This window comes from Streptococcus sp. GMD6S, from assembly GCF_000297015.1.
This window is the reverse complement of sequence record NZ_AJRH01000005.1, coordinates 1-15352: the sequence shown is the minus strand read 5'-3', so window position 1 is coordinate 15352 and position 15352 is coordinate 1. Positions and strand designations below refer to the sequence as shown.

Here is a 15352-nt window from a genome sequence, read left to right as displayed (position 1 = left end):
TCAGCCTTTTCTTCTGTATATTTAAACCGTTTCTTATAATTCGACAATCTTACCTGTTTCAAAGTAAACAACCCATTCACAGATATTTTTTGCGTAGTCTCCAATACGTTCCAAGAAAGAAATGACTTGGAAGTAATCACGGCCTGTAACTATAGCTTCAGGATTTTTCCTAATTTCTTCTGTTGCCAAATCTCGGATGCTATCAAAGTAATGGTTGATTTTTTCATCCATCGCCGCTACTTCGTAGGCTTGATCCACAGAACCGTTGAGATAGAGATCTAGGGCTGCTTCGACGAAATTTTTCACGTCGCGTCCCATCTTTTTGATTTCTTCTTCAACAGAAGGGATACGTTGCTCCCCCTTCATACGAATGGTCGCCTCAGCGATAGACACTGCATGATCTCCCATGCGTTCCACGTCTGACACTGCCTTGAGAACGGTCAAGACGGTACGAAGGTCTTGCGAAACAGGTTGTTGGAGGGCGATCATTTCAAATGATTTCTTTTCCAACTTCACTTCATATTCATTTACTTCTGCATCGTCTTCGATGACTTCTTTTGCCAAATCACGGTCATGCGTAACAAAGGCACGCACTGTACGATTGATCTGTGAGAGCACTTCTTGTCCCATAGCATAGAACTGGTTGTGCAATTTCTCCAAATCTTCTTCAAATTGAGATCGTAACATCATTCAACTCCTTATCCAAATTTTCCTGTAATATAATCTTCTGTTTCCTTGTTTTGTGGCTCTAGGAACATCTTCTTCGTATCATTAAACTCGATCAAATCCCCATCTAGGAAAAATCCTGTTTTATCAGAGATACGTGAGGCTTGTTGCATCGAACGCGTTACCAAGAGCATGGTGTATTTATCTTTCAGACCATACAAGGTTTCCTCAATCTTACCTGCAGAAATAGGATCCAAAGCTGAAGTTGGTTCATCTAAGAGGATGATTTTCGGACTGGTTGCTAAGACACGAGCAACACAAACACGTTGTTGTTGTCCACCAGAGAGACCAATGGCCGAATCATGCAAACGATCCTTTACTTCATCCCAGATAGAAGCATGTTGCAAGGCCTTTTCTACTGCTTCATCCAAAACATGTTTATCCTTAACCCCATTGATACGCAGCCCATAGACAACATTTTCGTAGATAGACATAGGGAAGGGATTGGGCTGTTGAAAGACCATACCAATTTCCTTACGCAATTCAACCGTATCGGTACGGGGGCTGTAGATATTGTGACCATTATAGACCACTGATCCAGTTGTAGTCACCTCAGGATTTAGATCGCCCATGCGGTTGATGGCTTTGAGTAGGGTGGACTTTCCTGATCCAGATGGACCTATCAAGGCCGTTATTTCCTTAGGTTGGAAAGAAAGGGAAACACTATTCAAGGCCTTCTTTTTATTGTAATAAACGGACAGGTCTGAGACCTGTAAAATCGCTTCTGACATACCGTTTCCTTTCTAACCAAAGTGTCCCGTTACATAATCATTTGTTGACTGTAACTTAGCATTTTGGAAAATATTGGATGTCTTATCATACTCAATCAAGTCACCCAAGTAGAAAAATCCTGTGTAGTCACTTGCACGCGCAGCCTGTTGCATACTGTGGGTAACGATGATGATGGTAAAGTCCTTCTTCAATTCCAACATGGTTTCTTCCAGCTGGGCTGTCGCAATCGGATCCAAGGCTGACGCCGGTTCATCCATCAAGAGGATATCTGGCTTAACAGAGATAGCGCGAGCGATACAGAGACGTTGTTGCTGACCTCCAGAAAGCATTAAGGCTGATTTGTGGAGGTCGTCTTTGACCTGATCCCAAAGGGCAGCCTGTCTTAGAGAGGTTTCTACAATTTCATCAAGTACTTTCTTATCCTTAACACCTGCACGTTCATGAGCAAAAGTGATGTTGTGGTAAATAGACTTGGCAAATGGATTTGGACGTTGAAAGACCATTCCGATATGCTTGCGCATCTCATAGACGTTGATTTCTGGACGATTAACGTCAATCCCTCGGTAGAGGATTTGGCCTGTGACCTTGGCAATATCAATGGTATCATTCATCCGATTGAGACTGCGAAGATAGGTAGATTTTCCTGATCCAGAAGGACCAATCAAGGCCGTGATTTTATTTTTTTCAAATTGCATATCGATGCCCTTGATGGATTCATTTTTACCATAGTAAACATGTAAATCCTTAGTAGAGAGGGCCACTTTTTCTTCAGGGAAAGTGATGATATGTTTTTCATCCCAGTTATATTTTGACATGGCTTCTCCTTTAGGCAGCGGTTAATTTCTTGTGTAAATAGCTTCCGAGTTTGCGTGCTCCAAAGTTAAAAATCAAGATAAAGATGAGGAGCACGGCAGCAGAACCAGCAGATACAATGGTAGCATCAGGAATGGTTCCTTCACTGTTGACCTTCCAAATGTGGACAGCCAAGGTTTCTGCTTGACGGAAGATTGAGATAGGACTGGTAACACTAAGGATATTCCAATTAGACCAGTCAAGGGCTGGAGCGGATTGTCCTGCCGTATAGATAAGAGCGGCGGCCTCACCAAAGATACGGCCAGATGCCAAGACAACACCCGTTACGATACCTGGAAGTGCCTCTGGAATGACAACATGGACCACAGTCTCCCAACGAGAAATTCCAAGGGCCAGACCAGCTTCACGTTGCGTATGGTGAACGTGTTTTAAACTGTCCTCAACATTTCGAGTCATCTGAGGGAGGTTAAAGACCGTCAAGGCCAAGGCACCTGAAATGATTGAAAATCCATACTCAAACTGGACTACAAAAATCAAGTAACCAAAGAGACCCACAACGACTGATGGTAGAGAAGACAAAATCTCAATACAGGTACGAATAAAATTAGTCACAGGTCCTTTTTTAGCATACTCAGCAAGGAAAACACCAGCTCCCATAGACAGGGGAACAGAAATGATCAAGGTAATGACCAAAAGGAAGAAGGAATTGTAGAGCTGAATCCCGATACCCCCACCTGCTTGATAAGAGGAGGATTTCCCAGTCAAGAAAGACCAAGAGATATGCGGTAACCCTCTCACCAAGATATAGAGAATCAAGGATGCCAAGATGGCCACGATGATACCCGCGATGGTGTAGAGGACAGCTGTTGCAAGTTTATCTAATTTCTTAGCGTGCATAGTTTTTCTTTCCTCTTTCTTTCGTAATCAATTTAATCACACTGTTAAAGGCCAAACTCATCAAGAGCAATACTAAGGCCAATGACCAGAGAACGTTATTATCAACCGTTCCCATGACGGTATTTCCGATACCCATAGTCAATACAGATGTCAAGGTCGCAGCTGGTGTTGTTAGCGAGGTTGGGATAACTGCTGAGTTTCCGACCACCATCTGAATAGCAAGGGCTTCACCGAAGGCACGCGCCATCCCAAAGACCACTGCAGTGAAAATACCTGAACGTGCTGCTTTCAAGGTCACACGCCAGATGGTTTGCCAACGAGTGGCTCCCATAGCTAAACTGGCTTCACGGTAATGACGAGGAACAGCACGCAAGCTGTCTGTTGTCATAAAGGTTACAGTTGGTAGGATCATGACAAAGAGAACGAAAATCCCTGACAAGATCCCAAAACCAGTTCCACCAAAGACGCTACGGACAAAAGGCACCACAACTTGCAAACCGATAAATCCATAGACGACTGAAGGAATACCGACGAGGAGTTCAATGGCCGGTTGCAAAATCTTTGCACCCTTTGGTGATACTTCTGTCATAAAGACTGCAGCACCAATAGCAAAGGGTGTTGCGATGAGGGCTGATAAAATCGTCACAATAAAGGAACCCAAAATCATCGGAAGGGCACCAAATTGTTTCCCTGAAGGATTCCAAGTTTGTCCAAAAAGGAAATCAAAGATGTTGACCCCATTGACAAAGAAGGTCGATAAGCCTTTTTGGGCTACAAAAATCAAAATCATGGCCACAATGATGACAATCAAAGAAAGGCAAGTGAAGGTCAAACCTTTACCAAACTTCTCAAGGCGAGAGTTCTTTGAAGGAGAGAGTAATTTTTTAGATAATTCTTCTTGATTCATTATTGACCTCCTTCTACTGCTGTAACGGTACCTGAAGCATCCTTTTGGACTTTCATTTCATTGATAGAGATATAGCCCATGCCCTTAACAATTCCATTTTGGGCTTCATCTGAGAGGACGAAGTTCAGGAATTCAGCAGCTAAGTCATTTGGTTGACCAAGTGTGTACATATGTTCATAAGACCACAAAGGCCAGTTGTTGGTCGTTACATTTTCAGACGTAGGTTCATACCCATTCAGTTTCATGCTTTTCACGGAGTCATCTACATAGGCAAAAGCCAGGTAAGAAATGGCTCCAGGCGTTTGGGATACAATGGACTTGACCATCCCGTTAGAATCCTGTTCTTGGCTCTGCATTGCCGCTTGGCCATTCATAACGACCGTATCAAACGTCGCTCTTGAACCAGAACTTGCTGCTCGGTTGATGATTGAAATGGCCAGGTCTTTGCCCCCAACTTCTTTCCAGTTGGTCACTTCACCTGTAAAGATTTTGCGAAGTTGCTCGGTTGTGAGATTTTCTACATCCACTTCTTTGTTTACAATCACTGCAAGACCAGCCACTGCAACCTTGTGGTCTACTAGGGCTGAAGCATCGATTCCTTCTTTTTCCTCTGCAAAGACGTCAGAGTTCCCGATGTCAACTGCTCCAGACTGGACTTGGGAAAGTCCTGTACCCGATCCTCCACCTTGAACATTAACTGTTTTTCCGATGTTTCTAGAACCGAATTCATCTGCTGCCGCTTCGACAAGAGGCTGAAGAGCAGTTGAACCAACGGCTGTCATGGATTCTCCACGATCAATCCAGCTAGCACATCCTGCTAGAGAACCTGCCATCAAAAGAGCTGCAAGAGACATGACGAGCTTTTTTCTTTTTTTCACTGTTATTCTCCTTGAACATAATGATAAATGTTCTGATTTCTTCCGTTTGTCCTGATCATCCAATTATCATCAATGATTGTCCCGCTTTATTTTATCTAGTCATTCTTAGGAGCGGACAATTCCATCGTATAATATAAGTAATAATGAAAGACTATCAGAAAAAACTCATACTTCCACTATAACATAGAATAGGCTCTTTGACTAGCTTTTTCACCTGAATCTGAGTCCTTTTGGATAATAATTTTTCAAAACATTTCCCGTTACCTTGGCAAAGCCTAATCCGTTTCCTTGAACCACAACTTGGTACCATCCATTTGGTCGAGCTTCAGACAATTGAACAGTCTCGCCAGCTACATATTTTACAAAGTCCTCATCATTGATTTCGACACTTTGAAGTACTTGGCTTGGTTTCAAGGCTAATCCCAGAGCAAAGCTTGGTTCAAAGCGTTTCTTTTTAAAAGTCCCCAGATGAAGTCCATTTCGGGCAATTTTGAGTTTGCCTAGATCCGGTAGCATCTCTGGCAAGAGATAGAGCTGATCTCCAAAAGTCTGCAAGATACCAGTTAGATTGATCTGCAAGTGTTTTTGGGCAAAATCATGCCACAAGGCCAGTTGTTCACGACTGAGATTGCTCTTGCTAGCTTTGAATTTAGGTGCTGGATTTTGTCCCTTAAACTGCAGGTGGGCAACAAACTGGCCTTCTCCCTTGAAATGATGAGGGTACATTCGAGACGTTTCAGGAAGATCAATTCCTGCTACCATACCGTTCACATGCTCAACTGGAAGCAATTCAAATTCATAAGTATCCAGCAACCAGTGGACGATTTCTTCATTTTCCTCAGGTGCCCAAGTACAGGTCGAATAGACTAAACGGCCACCTTCTGCAAGCATGCTCACTGCATCTTCTAAAATTTCTCTTTGGAGACTGGCACATTGGCTAGGATAATCGGTACTCCAATAATCCACGGCATCTGGCTGCTTACGAAACATTCCTTCACCCGAGCAAGGTGCATCAAGGACAATCACATCAAAGTAACCTTTAAAAATCTTGGCCAAGCGATCAGCAGACTCATTGGTCACGACAACGTTTGTCGCTCCAAATCGCTCCATATTTTCCACTAAAATCTTAGCACGCTTACTTGAAATTTCGTTGGAGACAAGGACTCCTTGATTAGCCAGATAAGCTGCTAGTTGAGTGGATTTTCCACCTGGTGCTGCCGCCAAGTCTAAGACCTTCATACCAGGACTTGGTTGAGCCACCTGGGCCACCATTTGGGCTGCAGGCTCTTGCGAATAAACGAGACCGGTCACATGCTCTGGTGACTTTCCAGAAACCTTACCATAATACCCCCAAGGTGTATGGGGAATAGCATCTGCAAACGATAACTGACTTTCTTTTAAGGGATTGACCCGAAAAGCCGAAACTGCTTCTTGTTTAAAAGAGGCAAGAAAGTCTCTTGCCTCGTCTTCTAGTATCGCTTCATATTTTTCAACAAATCCTTCTGGAAATTGCATTTAGTTCTCTTTCCTTTCGTAGATATAAGACTGAATCTCTTCTTGCATCTCGATTGGCACCATCATGACAGGCTGACGCGTTTTAAAATCAGCGGGCTCACCCGATACCGTAAGAAGGCGATAACCCAGACTTTCCCCTAAGATACTGGCCGAAGCGTAATCCCATGGCTGCAGATAGGTAATATAAGTCAGAAGACGACCTGATAAAACCTTGGCAAAACTAATGGCCGCACTGCCGTAGACACGGACACCCAACGCTGCTCGACCCAAATCACCCAATCCCCACTCATTGCTTTCAAACATACCTGAGTTGCCGGCAACTAAAAATTCTTGAAGAGGTTTCTTTTTAAAAGGCGGTAAGGGCTCATTATTGCGGCAAGGAGGAAAGGCACCACCACCATGGTAACAATCACCTTTCATGACATCATAGATGATGCCAAATTTGCCAACCCCATTTTCAAAATAAGCCAACATCACGGCAAAATCTTCCTGCTGAGCGACAAAGTTATTGGTACCGTCAATGGGATCAATCACCCAAACGGAACCTTGACCGACTGCAGCACGTAAACAACCCTCTTCCGCGCAAATCAAGTCCTCAGGATAGGAGTACTTGATCCGTTCAACCAAGAGTTCCTGGACCTCCTTGTCCAAACGCGTCACCAAGTCAGTAGGGGAAGACTTGCGCTCAACCTGCAAATCTTCTTTCATGTGAGCCAAAATATAGGCAGCAGCTTCCTTCACAATCTGTTTGGCAAATTCAAATTTAGTTTTCAAGAGAAATCTTCCCTTCTCTTTTTTCCTTGGCAGCCTGAACTGCTCGGTAAAGCGAATAACCACTAACTGTTTCAAATTCTCGTCCCAAACGTTTCTCTTCACTCTTGCTTGGCACGACCAATTTGAATTCCTTGTAAGACTCTAGCAGTTTTTTTGCTTCTACCTTATCTTCATAAGCAGCTTCAACATCATTAAAAAAAGAAAGCACTGAAGCAAGTTCTTCAGTGCTCCACGACAAATCTAGTGGGTAACTATACTGTTTGTTCATCTATCCAATACCAGCTCTCAATGTTGCTTCTTTCAATTCTTGTTTACGGTAACTACGAGGGAGAAAAGCACGAATCTCATCTTCATTAAAACCGATCTGCATGCGTTTGGTATCTATAATAATTGGGCGACGCAAAAGACTAGGATATTGCTCAATCAACTGAAGCAACTCCGATACCGAGATACTCTCTACATCAATATCCAATTTTTGAAAAATTTTTGAACGAGTTGAAATGATGTCATCAGTACCATTTTCGGTCAAGGAAAGAATATGTTGTAATTCTTTTCTTGTTAAAGGACTAGTCATAATATTATGCTCTTGAAAGGGCACTTTATGCGTCTCTAACCAAGCCTTTGCCTTACGACATGATGTACAACTCGGCGATAAAAATAGTGTAATCATGCTTTTCTCTTCTTTTATCTATACTTGCTATTTCTATTATACAAAAAAATAAAGCGCTTGACTAGGTATTTTTAGAAAAAAAGCCTATTTTTTCATAGAAAATAGACTGTTTTCTGCAAAAATCTCCTGCTTTGCAAGTTTATCTTTAGGATAACCTAACAATAAATAGGGAGTAGAGCAACTTCTCTCGTTTTTTATTAAAAATACAGAACTTTTTCCACTATTTCCTTGAAGCTTTAACAAAAAGGAAACTAAACATTCCTTCATACAAAGCAAAGAAAAGTAAAAAGGCATGGAGAAAGAAAGTCTCTGGCAAAATCCAAATAACGGGATCCTTTGCTGGATCAAAAAGCCAGGTATCATCTCCCACAAAGAGAATCTGATGGAAAAGAGTAAAGAATTGCTCAAAACCAATTAACACTCCTACAAGGCCAATGACTAGAGGCAATAGCACTAAAGTCAGAATACTTTTACGATATAGAGGTAGAAATCCTTTTTTCACAATCTTTCTAACAAAGAAATAGAAACTTGGAAGTGTCACCAAAGTGACTAGCTGAACCAAGTGGAAGAGATTTTTCACCACCGCAAAATGGTGTAAACCTGCAGCTGATGAACGAAAATCTGGCATCTCCAAGACCTGACTAAAGGGATTGGTCAGGTAATTCATTAAGATATGAAAATTGTACTGAATGGTTTCGGGCTTTAGATAGACTCGATTCGCTAAGTTCAGCCACTCAATTTCCAAAGGATAGAAAATCCATGCCAGATAAATGGTCAGTAGGATAGAAAGGGAGAGGAAAAAGAGCATACTTCCCCAAAAGGTCAGTTTAGTTTTCATCGAAATTCCACTCCGCAAGGCTAGAAACTACATGAGTTGGTGCAATTGGCAAGTCCGCCACTTCTTCTGCTTTGGTAAAACCTGTCGTCACCAAGAGCGTTGGAATGCCATTGTCAATCCCTGCTCGGATATCCGTCAGGTAATTGTCCCCAACCATGAGCAACTCTTCTCTTTTCAAATCCAAGTGCTCAACTGCCTTGTCCATAATGATCGCATTTGGTTTTCCGATATAAACTGGTTTGACCCGTGTTGCTACTTCAAGAAGTGTAATTAGTGAACCAGCACCAGGCAAGAGACCACGTTCCGTCGGGATATTGAGGTCAGGGTTGGTTCCGATAAAGTGAGCCCCCTTTTGAATGGCTAGAGTCGCCGTCGCAAATTTTTCATAATCGACTTGCCAGTCCAGTCCAACGACCACATAGGCTGGATTTTCCTTGTCTTCGACATAACCAGCTGCCTGAATGGCATCCTTGAGTCCTGCTTCTCCGATGACATAGACTGTCTTTTCCAGTCCCAAGTCATTCATATAGTCGATGGTTGCCAAAGTCGCTGTGTAAACCGTTGATAGAGGCGTGTTGATATTAAAATTCTGAGCCAACATCTCTTGAACACTCTCTGGAGTGCGTGTTGTATTGTTGGTTACAAAGAGATAAGGAATTTCTCGCTTTTGCAATTCATGCACAAAAGCCTCCCCCGCTGGAATCCGGTCTTTTCCCTTGTAAATGGTTCCGTCTAAATCAATTAAATAACCTTTATATGTCATCTCTCTTTAGTCCTTTTTTATTTCTTGCCAAGTAATCATAGCTTGGGCATTGATCTCACCATCACTGATAATCTGATGCTTGCTTTCTAGTCCCTTGAGTTCATAAGCTGAGGCAATCATGCCACCTGGCCGCACTTCTTTGACATACTTGAGATTGATTTTCTTTGGAATATAGTTGGTTAGAAAATCGGCCCCCATGACCTCAAAAATCCAATCTAGGTATTTACTATTATTGACATGACCATTCATATCCAAATCGTAAAAACGAACATGGTAGTCTTTACTGATAGGATCTTCTAGATTTGCATACTTCGGCCCACGGATCAGTTTTTTATCAAACTCAGACTGGTAAGGCGCAACAATCTCAGGCTCGACTCCATGAACTTTCCGACTATTGCGGTCCATGAGAACAAAGGTTGCCAACATGTGAATCATTTCTTGACCTGCTTCATCGTAGAGAGTGAAGCGACGATAGCAAAAGAGACGATTGTAACTCAAGGCTTCCGTTTCAATCGTAATCTCCTCAGCAAAGCGAGGCAAACGTACCACGTCAATCTCATAATCCGTGATAATCCAGACCAGATTGTAGCGTTCCAAGACGTCCTTGTCACTGACTCCCAGCTCAATCGATTGCATACCTGATACTTGCAGGGACAGCAAAATCACATCTGGCAACTTGATATGACCGTTCATGTCCGCCATATCAAAAGGAATTTTCATTTTCATCTGATAAGTTAAGCCCATCGTTCTACTCCAAAATAAATCGTTCTGCTACAGTGTCTCCTAAAAAGAGACCCCTCTTTGTCATTCGGACTCGATCACCATCGATTTGCATAAGACCTTGTTGAACCAATTCTCTAATGATTTTTCCATATAGTTCATCAAAGGACCGTCCAAATTTTTCCTCAAATCGCGCCATAGAAACCCCAGATTTCTTGCGGAGTCCCAAAAACATTTCTTCTTCCATCTGCTCCTTTTGAGTCAGGTGTTCTTCAGTTATCCGAGCATTTCCTGCCTCTACTGCGCCTAGATAATGGCGGATAGGTCCGTGATTTTTATAACGAACTCCGTTCACATAACCTGACGCTCCTGCACCGATACCATAGTACTCAGCATTGTCCCAGTACATGAGATTGTGACGACTTTCAAAGCCAGGCTTGGAAAAATTTGAAATCTCATAATGCTCAAAACCAGCTCGCTCCAGTTCTGCAATGATGTACTCAAACATCTCTGCTTCTAACTCTTCCTTGGGCAGGGGCAATTTCCCACGTCGCATACGGTTCATAAAGACCGTATGGTTTTCCAAAATCAAGCTATAAAGACTCATATGAGGAATATCAAGCGAGATAGCCTTAGCTACATTATCCTTGACCTGTTCCATGGTCTGACCTGGAAGAGCGTAGATCAAGTCGATGGAGATATTGTCAAAACCAGCCAGTTTGAGCCGGTCGATATTCTCATAAATATCCTTTTCCAAATGACTGCGCCCAATCTTTTTCAGCATTTTGTCATCAAAGGTCTGCACACCTAGAGAGACACGATTGACTGGCGACTGTTTCAAAACCGCAATCTTATCCTCGTCCAAATCTCCTGGATTGGCCTCAATGGTCAACTCTTCCAAAACTGACAAGTCCAAGTTTTTAGTCAAGCCATCCAAGAGCACTTCTAATTGCGGAGCGGACAAAGCCGTTGGCGTCCCACCTCCAATGTAGAGGGTTCGCAATTTTTGGATATCATAAGAACGAAACTCTTCTAGCAGATGCTCCAAATAACTATCTACTGGTTGATTCTTGATAAACACCTTTGAAAAGTCACAATAATAACAAATCTGTGTGCAAAAGGGAATATGCACATAGGCTGATGTTGGTTTTTTCTGCATAGTATTTATTATACCACAAAGACTGCTTTCCAGATAAAAATCACCATCTCCAGAACCAGAGATGGTGATGTTTTATTCTTCTGTAATATCAATAATAATCTCTTCTTCGTCTTCTACGATATCTGGAGTTGTTGACTGGTCTTGCCACTGCTCCTTGAGATTGTTAAAGGTTTCCTTTGACGCTTCTGTAGCTTGTCGAGCACATGTTTTGGCTTGATCAAGGACACTGTCAAAAGTGATTTCACCAGATTCTACTTGTTCCTTTGTTTTCAGCACAAAGTCCGTTGCTTGTTCCTTCACTTCTGTCAATTTCTCACAGACTTGCTCTTTGGCATATTCTGGATCTTCTCTCAAATCATCTAGAAAATCTTGAGCTTGACTGCAAACTTGCTTGCCCTTGTCACTGGTTAAGAACAAGGCCAGAGCTGCACCTGAAACGGTTCCTAAAAGGATAGAGGATAGTTTTCCCATGAGATTTCTCCTTTTTTATTTTTTGAAAAATTTACTTGCGACACGGAGTGCAGATAATCCAGCACCCGTCTTAAGTGTTTTTGATCCAGCTGATGAAGCTTTCTTACTCAAGACACGCGCTTGACTATTGAGGTCAGATACTGACTCAGATAAGTCTGCTACAGCGGTAAAGAGTGGGTCGATCGTCGCAACTTTGATATTGATATCGTCTGCTAACACATTGACCTTAGCCAACAATTCATTGGTCTGATGCAAGGTAACGTCCACATCCGAGCTCAACGTTTTGATGGTTTTCTCTGTCTCATCAATCATACGACCTGCTTTTTGAATCGTGATTGTCAAATAAACTAAACAGACAATTAAAGCAATCGCTACAAGTATATATGCAACTTTTAACATTTATTTTTCCTCCTCATTCTGATAGAAAGGGGCTTTCTTTCGATTTTGATAAAGTATGATAAAAATACCGAGTCCGATAAGGACAACTGATAACCATTGGGAAACTCGCAGGCCAAAGAACATGAGGCTGTCTGTCCGCATACCTTCGATGATCATACGTCCAAAGCCATACCAAATCAAGTAGAAAGCAGTGATATGACCACGTCTGATTCCCTTTAATTTTCGTCTAAAAATCAGAATCAAAACAAAACCGATCAGATTCCAAACCGACTCATATAAGAAGGTTGGTTGACGATAGCTCCCCTCAATGTACATCTGGTCACGGATAAAGCCTGGCAAATAATCCAGATTATCTACCGCTGCACCGTAGGCTTCTTGGTTAAAGAAGTTCCCCCAGCGGCCTAAACTTTGGGCAATCAGAACGCTCGGCGCCGCAATATCTAGAAAGTCCCAAGTATTGATGAGTTTTCTATCCGCAAAGATATAAAGTACAATAGCTCCTGCTATCAAACCACCATAAATGGCCAAACCACCATTCCAGATGGCAATCACATCACCTGGATTTTGCAGATAGTAATCTAAGCGGAAGAGTACATAGTAAAGTCTGGCACCTAAAATTGCAATAGGAAAGGCAATTAAGATAAAATCTAGAATGTCATCTGACAAAATCTTCTTCTTAGGAGCTTCTTTCATGGCAAGATAGACTGCTAAGACCAAGCCTGCCACAATACATAGGGCATACCAACGAATGGAAAAAGGTCCGATTTCAAATGCAACTGGATTAATCATGTTTCACCTCATTTTGAGCGATCAGATTTGTCAAACGTTCTTCAAATAAACGCGTTGCATCAAAGCCCATTTCCTTAGCACGATAGTTCATTGCTGCCGCCTCAATAACAACAGAGATATTGCGTCCTGTTTTTACCGGGATGCGGATACGTGGAATAGCTACACCAGAAACTTCTAATTCTTCGGCATTGTTTCCTAGACGGTCAAAAGTCTTATGGGTATCGTAATTTTCCAAATAGACAGCCAGCTGAACTTGTGAAGAATCTTTTACAGCGCTTGCTCCATAGAGACTCATAACATCGATAATCCCAACTCCACGAATTTCAAGTAGATGCCTTAAGATTTCAGCAGGTTCTCCCCAAAGAGTCATCTCATCCTTAGAATAAATATCGACACGGTCATCCGCTACTAGACGATGGCCACGCTTCACGAGTTCAAGACCTGTCTCACTCTTACCGATACCACTATCCCCTTGGATCAAGACTCCCATACCATAGATATCCATCAAGACACCATGTACACTGGTACGTTTAGCTAAACGGGAATCAAGATAACTAGATAACTCTCCAGACAAACGGCTGGTTGCTGTTCGACTGGTCAAAATCGCAATTTTACATTCTCTAGCAGCCTTCAACATTTCTTCTGGAACTACCAAGCCACGGGCTACGATGACCGCTGGTGTTTCTGGCAGAAACATTTTTTTCAAAACTTGATAACGGTTTTGAGAAGGCATACTAACCAAATAGGACCACTCCTTCATCCCCAAAAGCTGGATCCGTTCTGGAGTGTAGTAATCAAAATAGCCCGTCATTTCAAGACCAGGTCTCGTAATGTCCGCTGTGTTGATTTCTTTTTCAAGCAATTCGCCTTCGCCGTATACAATATCCAGTCTGAGCTTTTCAATTACTTCTCTTACTAAAACCGACATAATTTCCTCCTTCAATCGAGTTCTCCTTACTATTATATCAAATTGTAGTTGGAAGTTTCCTTTTTTTGCAGGATTTACAGTATTTATTTGATGTTTCTTGGGGAAAGATTTGGCTAGGAAGTCTTTTCGTACTCCTTCAAATTAACCGAGACAAATCTACTGCAAATCGGTCAACATCTATCACCAAATCCCTTCCAGATTTTGCTAAGTAAATCCTTGGAAGACCTTTTGTTAATATTCTATTTGCATCAGCCATATCTTGAGGATAGGTATAGAACTGTTGACCTTTTGGGAACTGATTTTGGACTTGCCATTCTTCAAACTCCTTCAAAAAAGTCTTATGAGATGGCATACTGACTTCTTCGAACAAGGAATGGTCAAAAAATCGTACCAAACGATATAGACCATGAATCTCATCCGCAAAGCACTTATCAATCTTTTCATAGGGGTAACCTCGCCTCTGATAAGCTTGACATAAGTTTTGTAAGGACTCACTTAATGCAACTGCATCTTTTCTTGCCAAACTTATAAAATACCGAACAGAAAATTCTTCCATACCAGTTCGTTTTTTCTTCTCTAAAAACTGTTGTGCACGCAAGAGAGACTCGGATAATCTTTCTTCATCTTGATAATAAAGAGCGTATAAAAGATTCATCACATTTTCTGGATAATAGGTTCCTTTCAACAAGGGTAAATCTTTGGGGATGAATGATGGAATGACTGAAAAATCGTTACAAGCAAAAGAGGTAATCAAGCCTTTCAAAATTCCATCTGTATAAATGGTTCCACTTGCCAACAAACCGCCTCTCAGCAGCTCGGTTCTTCCTGTTTGCCATAGCGCATTGTTTAACTGTGTATAATCCCCACCTAAAAACGCAGCATAATAAGCAAAATATTTAATATCATCTAGCAATAAGCTACTGTACAATTTAACCCTTAAAACCTTGTCAGACAATACTTTTGAATCGGTTAAATACTTTTCAAAAATTCTTTGGTTTGACTCTTCAAATTCCTTCCAATCTATCGGATCAGCACAATAACCCCAATCTTCCAAGTGATTTTCACGCATCTTTTGATATTCTTTTATATACTCTTTCATAAGAATTTGTTCCTCTAAATACTATGCAAAAAAAGACTAGATAAGTCTAGCCTTTCATTTCAAATTAGAATTTTTTACGTTTACGAGCTGCTTCTGATTTACGTTTACGTTTTACAGAAGGTTTTTCATAGAATTCACGTTTGCGTGTTTCTTGAAGAGTACCAGCTTTAGTAACCGCACGTTTGAAACGACGAAGTGCATCGTCAAGAGATTCATTCTTACGTACTACTGTTTTAGACATTTTTTTCACTCCCTTCAAGTTCAAGATCTATTC

Annotated in this window: 20 protein-coding genes; all 20 read right to left on the bottom strand. The window is 41.7% G+C overall.

The features are described from left to right. Window positions 1-33 precede the first annotated feature (33 nt). The 20 genes from phoU to rpsU all read right to left on the bottom strand — a co-directional run bounded on the left by phoU (window position 34) and on the right by rpsU (window position 15319). The gene (gene phoU / locus GMD6S_RS01155) at window positions 34-687 is read right to left on the bottom strand and encodes a phosphate signaling complex protein PhoU (RefSeq protein ID WP_000946469.1); all 654 of its coding nucleotides are present in this window, start codon (window positions 685-687) and stop codon (window positions 34-36) included. 11 nt (window positions 688-698) lie between these two features. Next, window positions 699-1457 (bottom strand): phosphate ABC transporter ATP-binding protein PstB, encoded by a 759-nt coding sequence (gene pstB / locus GMD6S_RS01150; RefSeq protein WP_001287326.1) that lies wholly within the window; start codon window positions 1455-1457, stop codon window positions 699-701. A gap of 12 nt (window positions 1458-1469) precedes the next feature. Next, on the bottom strand, window positions 1470-2273 hold the full coding sequence (gene pstB / locus GMD6S_RS01145) for a phosphate ABC transporter ATP-binding protein PstB (RefSeq protein WP_000049849.1): 804 nt from the start codon (window positions 2271-2273) through the stop codon (window positions 1470-1472). 10 nt (window positions 2274-2283) lie between these two features. Further along, window positions 2284-3168, bottom strand: a complete 885-nt coding sequence (gene pstA / locus GMD6S_RS01140; protein ID WP_000543050.1) for a phosphate ABC transporter permease PstA — start codon at window positions 3166-3168, stop codon at window positions 2284-2286. Beyond that, window positions 3158-4075, bottom strand: coding sequence for a phosphate ABC transporter permease subunit PstC (pstC, locus tag GMD6S_RS01135; RefSeq protein ID WP_001070951.1), 918 nt, complete (start codon window positions 4073-4075; stop codon window positions 3158-3160). Before pstC ends, pstA begins: the two co-directional genes overlap by 11 nt. Further along, window positions 4075-4953, bottom strand: a complete 879-nt coding sequence (locus GMD6S_RS01130) for a phosphate ABC transporter substrate-binding protein PstS (protein WP_000746359.1) — start codon at window positions 4951-4953, stop codon at window positions 4075-4077. Before GMD6S_RS01130 ends, pstC begins: the two co-directional genes overlap by 1 nt. Before the next feature lie 210 nt (window positions 4954-5163). Beyond that, window positions 5164-6468 (bottom strand): RsmF rRNA methyltransferase first C-terminal domain-containing protein, encoded by a 1305-nt coding sequence (locus tag GMD6S_RS01125; RefSeq protein ID WP_001160235.1) that lies wholly within the window; start codon window positions 6466-6468, stop codon window positions 5164-5166. Then, complete coding sequence (locus tag GMD6S_RS01120; protein WP_000850026.1) at window positions 6469-7242, bottom strand: inositol monophosphatase family protein; 774 nt, start codon at window positions 7240-7242, stop codon at window positions 6469-6471. Further along, entirely contained in the window at window positions 7232-7510 is a 279-nt protein-coding gene (locus GMD6S_RS01115) for a UPF0223 family protein (protein ID WP_001041966.1), read from the bottom strand. Before GMD6S_RS01115 ends, GMD6S_RS01120 begins: the two co-directional genes overlap by 11 nt. Continuing rightward, complete coding sequence (locus tag GMD6S_RS01110; RefSeq protein WP_000631261.1) at window positions 7511-7912, bottom strand: Spx/MgsR family RNA polymerase-binding regulatory protein; 402 nt, start codon at window positions 7910-7912, stop codon at window positions 7511-7513. 220 nt (window positions 7913-8132) lie between these two features. Further along, a complete protein-coding gene (locus GMD6S_RS01105; RefSeq protein ID WP_000850606.1) occupies window positions 8133-8750 on the bottom strand; it encodes a TIGR01906 family membrane protein in 618 nt (205 codons plus the stop codon). Next, window positions 8740-9513, bottom strand: a complete 774-nt coding sequence (locus GMD6S_RS01100) for a TIGR01457 family HAD-type hydrolase (protein WP_000221322.1) — start codon at window positions 9511-9513, stop codon at window positions 8740-8742. The genes GMD6S_RS01105 and GMD6S_RS01100 overlap by 11 nt, the downstream gene beginning before the upstream one ends. A gap of 6 nt (window positions 9514-9519) precedes the next feature. Further along, on the bottom strand, window positions 9520-10257 hold the full coding sequence (locus GMD6S_RS01095; protein WP_000524801.1) for an acyl-[acyl-carrier-protein] thioesterase: 738 nt from the start codon (window positions 10255-10257) through the stop codon (window positions 9520-9522). A gap of 4 nt (window positions 10258-10261) precedes the next feature. After that, a complete protein-coding gene (gene hemW, locus GMD6S_RS01090) occupies window positions 10262-11392 on the bottom strand; it encodes a radical SAM family heme chaperone HemW (RefSeq protein WP_001170089.1) in 1131 nt (376 codons plus the stop codon). A gap of 72 nt (window positions 11393-11464) precedes the next feature. Beyond that, window positions 11465-11863, bottom strand: coding sequence for a YtxH domain-containing protein (locus tag GMD6S_RS01085; protein WP_000517371.1), 399 nt, complete (start codon window positions 11861-11863; stop codon window positions 11465-11467). A 15-nt stretch (window positions 11864-11878) separates the two neighbouring features. Then, window positions 11879-12262 (bottom strand): DUF948 domain-containing protein, encoded by a 384-nt coding sequence (locus GMD6S_RS01080; protein ID WP_000921582.1) that lies wholly within the window; start codon window positions 12260-12262, stop codon window positions 11879-11881. Continuing rightward, window positions 12263-13051 (bottom strand): prolipoprotein diacylglyceryl transferase, encoded by a 789-nt coding sequence (gene lgt / locus GMD6S_RS01075; protein ID WP_000609720.1) that lies wholly within the window; start codon window positions 13049-13051, stop codon window positions 12263-12265. Then, entirely contained in the window at window positions 13044-13979 is a 936-nt protein-coding gene (hprK, locus tag GMD6S_RS01070) for an HPr(Ser) kinase/phosphatase (RefSeq protein ID WP_000115193.1), read from the bottom strand. Before hprK ends, lgt begins: the two co-directional genes overlap by 8 nt. Window positions 13980-14115: 136 nt before the next feature. Further along, a complete protein-coding gene (locus GMD6S_RS01065) occupies window positions 14116-15078 on the bottom strand; it encodes a hypothetical protein (RefSeq protein WP_000666153.1) in 963 nt (320 codons plus the stop codon). A gap of 64 nt (window positions 15079-15142) precedes the next feature. Further along, complete coding sequence (rpsU, locus tag GMD6S_RS01060; RefSeq protein WP_000048054.1) at window positions 15143-15319, bottom strand: 30S ribosomal protein S21; 177 nt, start codon at window positions 15317-15319, stop codon at window positions 15143-15145. Window positions 15320-15352 lie beyond the last annotated feature (33 nt).

Bases quoted from the DNA above. Each gene is read 5' to 3' on its own strand.
- phoU (WP_000946469.1), bottom strand. From the start codon at position 687: ATGTTACGATCTCAATTTGAAGAAGATTTGGAGAAATTGCACAACCAG.
- pstC (WP_001070951.1), bottom strand. From the start codon at position 4,075: ATGAATCAAGAAGAATTATCTAAAAAATTACTCTCTCCTTCAAAGAAC.
- GMD6S_RS01125 (WP_001160235.1), bottom strand. From the start codon at position 6,468: ATGCAATTTCCAGAAGGATTTGTTGAAAAATATGAAGCGATACTAGAA.
- GMD6S_RS01115 (WP_001041966.1), bottom strand. From the start codon at position 7,510: ATGAACAAACAGTATAGTTACCCACTAGATTTGTCGTGGAGCACTGAA.
- hprK (WP_000115193.1), bottom strand. From the start codon at position 13,979: ATGTCGGTTTTAGTAAGAGAAGTAATTGAAAAGCTCAGACTGGATATT.
- GMD6S_RS01095 (WP_000524801.1), bottom strand. From the start codon at position 10,257: ATGGGCTTAACTTATCAGATGAAAATGAAAATTCCTTTTGATATGGCG.
- pstB (WP_000049849.1), bottom strand. From the start codon at position 2,273: ATGTCAAAATATAACTGGGATGAAAAACATATCATCACTTTCCCTGAA.
- GMD6S_RS01100 (WP_000221322.1), bottom strand. From the start codon at position 9,513: ATGACATATAAAGGTTATTTAATTGATTTAGACGGAACCATTTACAAG.
- rpsU (WP_000048054.1), bottom strand. From the start codon at position 15,319: ATGTCTAAAACAGTAGTACGTAAGAATGAATCTCTTGACGATGCACTT.
- hemW (WP_001170089.1), bottom strand. From the start codon at position 11,392: ATGCAGAAAAAACCAACATCAGCCTATGTGCATATTCCCTTTTGCACA.
- GMD6S_RS01085 (WP_000517371.1), bottom strand. From the start codon at position 11,863: ATGGGAAAACTATCCTCTATCCTTTTAGGAACCGTTTCAGGTGCAGCT.
- GMD6S_RS01080 (WP_000921582.1), bottom strand. From the start codon at position 12,262: ATGTTAAAAGTTGCATATATACTTGTAGCGATTGCTTTAATTGTCTGT.
- GMD6S_RS01065 (WP_000666153.1), bottom strand. From the start codon at position 15,078: ATGAAAGAGTATATAAAAGAATATCAAAAGATGCGTGAAAATCACTTG.
- GMD6S_RS01105 (WP_000850606.1), bottom strand. From the start codon at position 8,750: ATGAAAACTAAACTGACCTTTTGGGGAAGTATGCTCTTTTTCCTCTCC.
- lgt (WP_000609720.1), bottom strand. From the start codon at position 13,051: ATGATTAATCCAGTTGCATTTGAAATCGGACCTTTTTCCATTCGTTGG.
- GMD6S_RS01110 (WP_000631261.1), bottom strand. From the start codon at position 7,912: ATGATTACACTATTTTTATCGCCGAGTTGTACATCATGTCGTAAGGCA.
- pstB (WP_001287326.1), bottom strand. From the start codon at position 1,457: ATGTCAGAAGCGATTTTACAGGTCTCAGACCTGTCCGTTTATTACAAT.
- pstA (WP_000543050.1), bottom strand. From the start codon at position 3,168: ATGCACGCTAAGAAATTAGATAAACTTGCAACAGCTGTCCTCTACACC.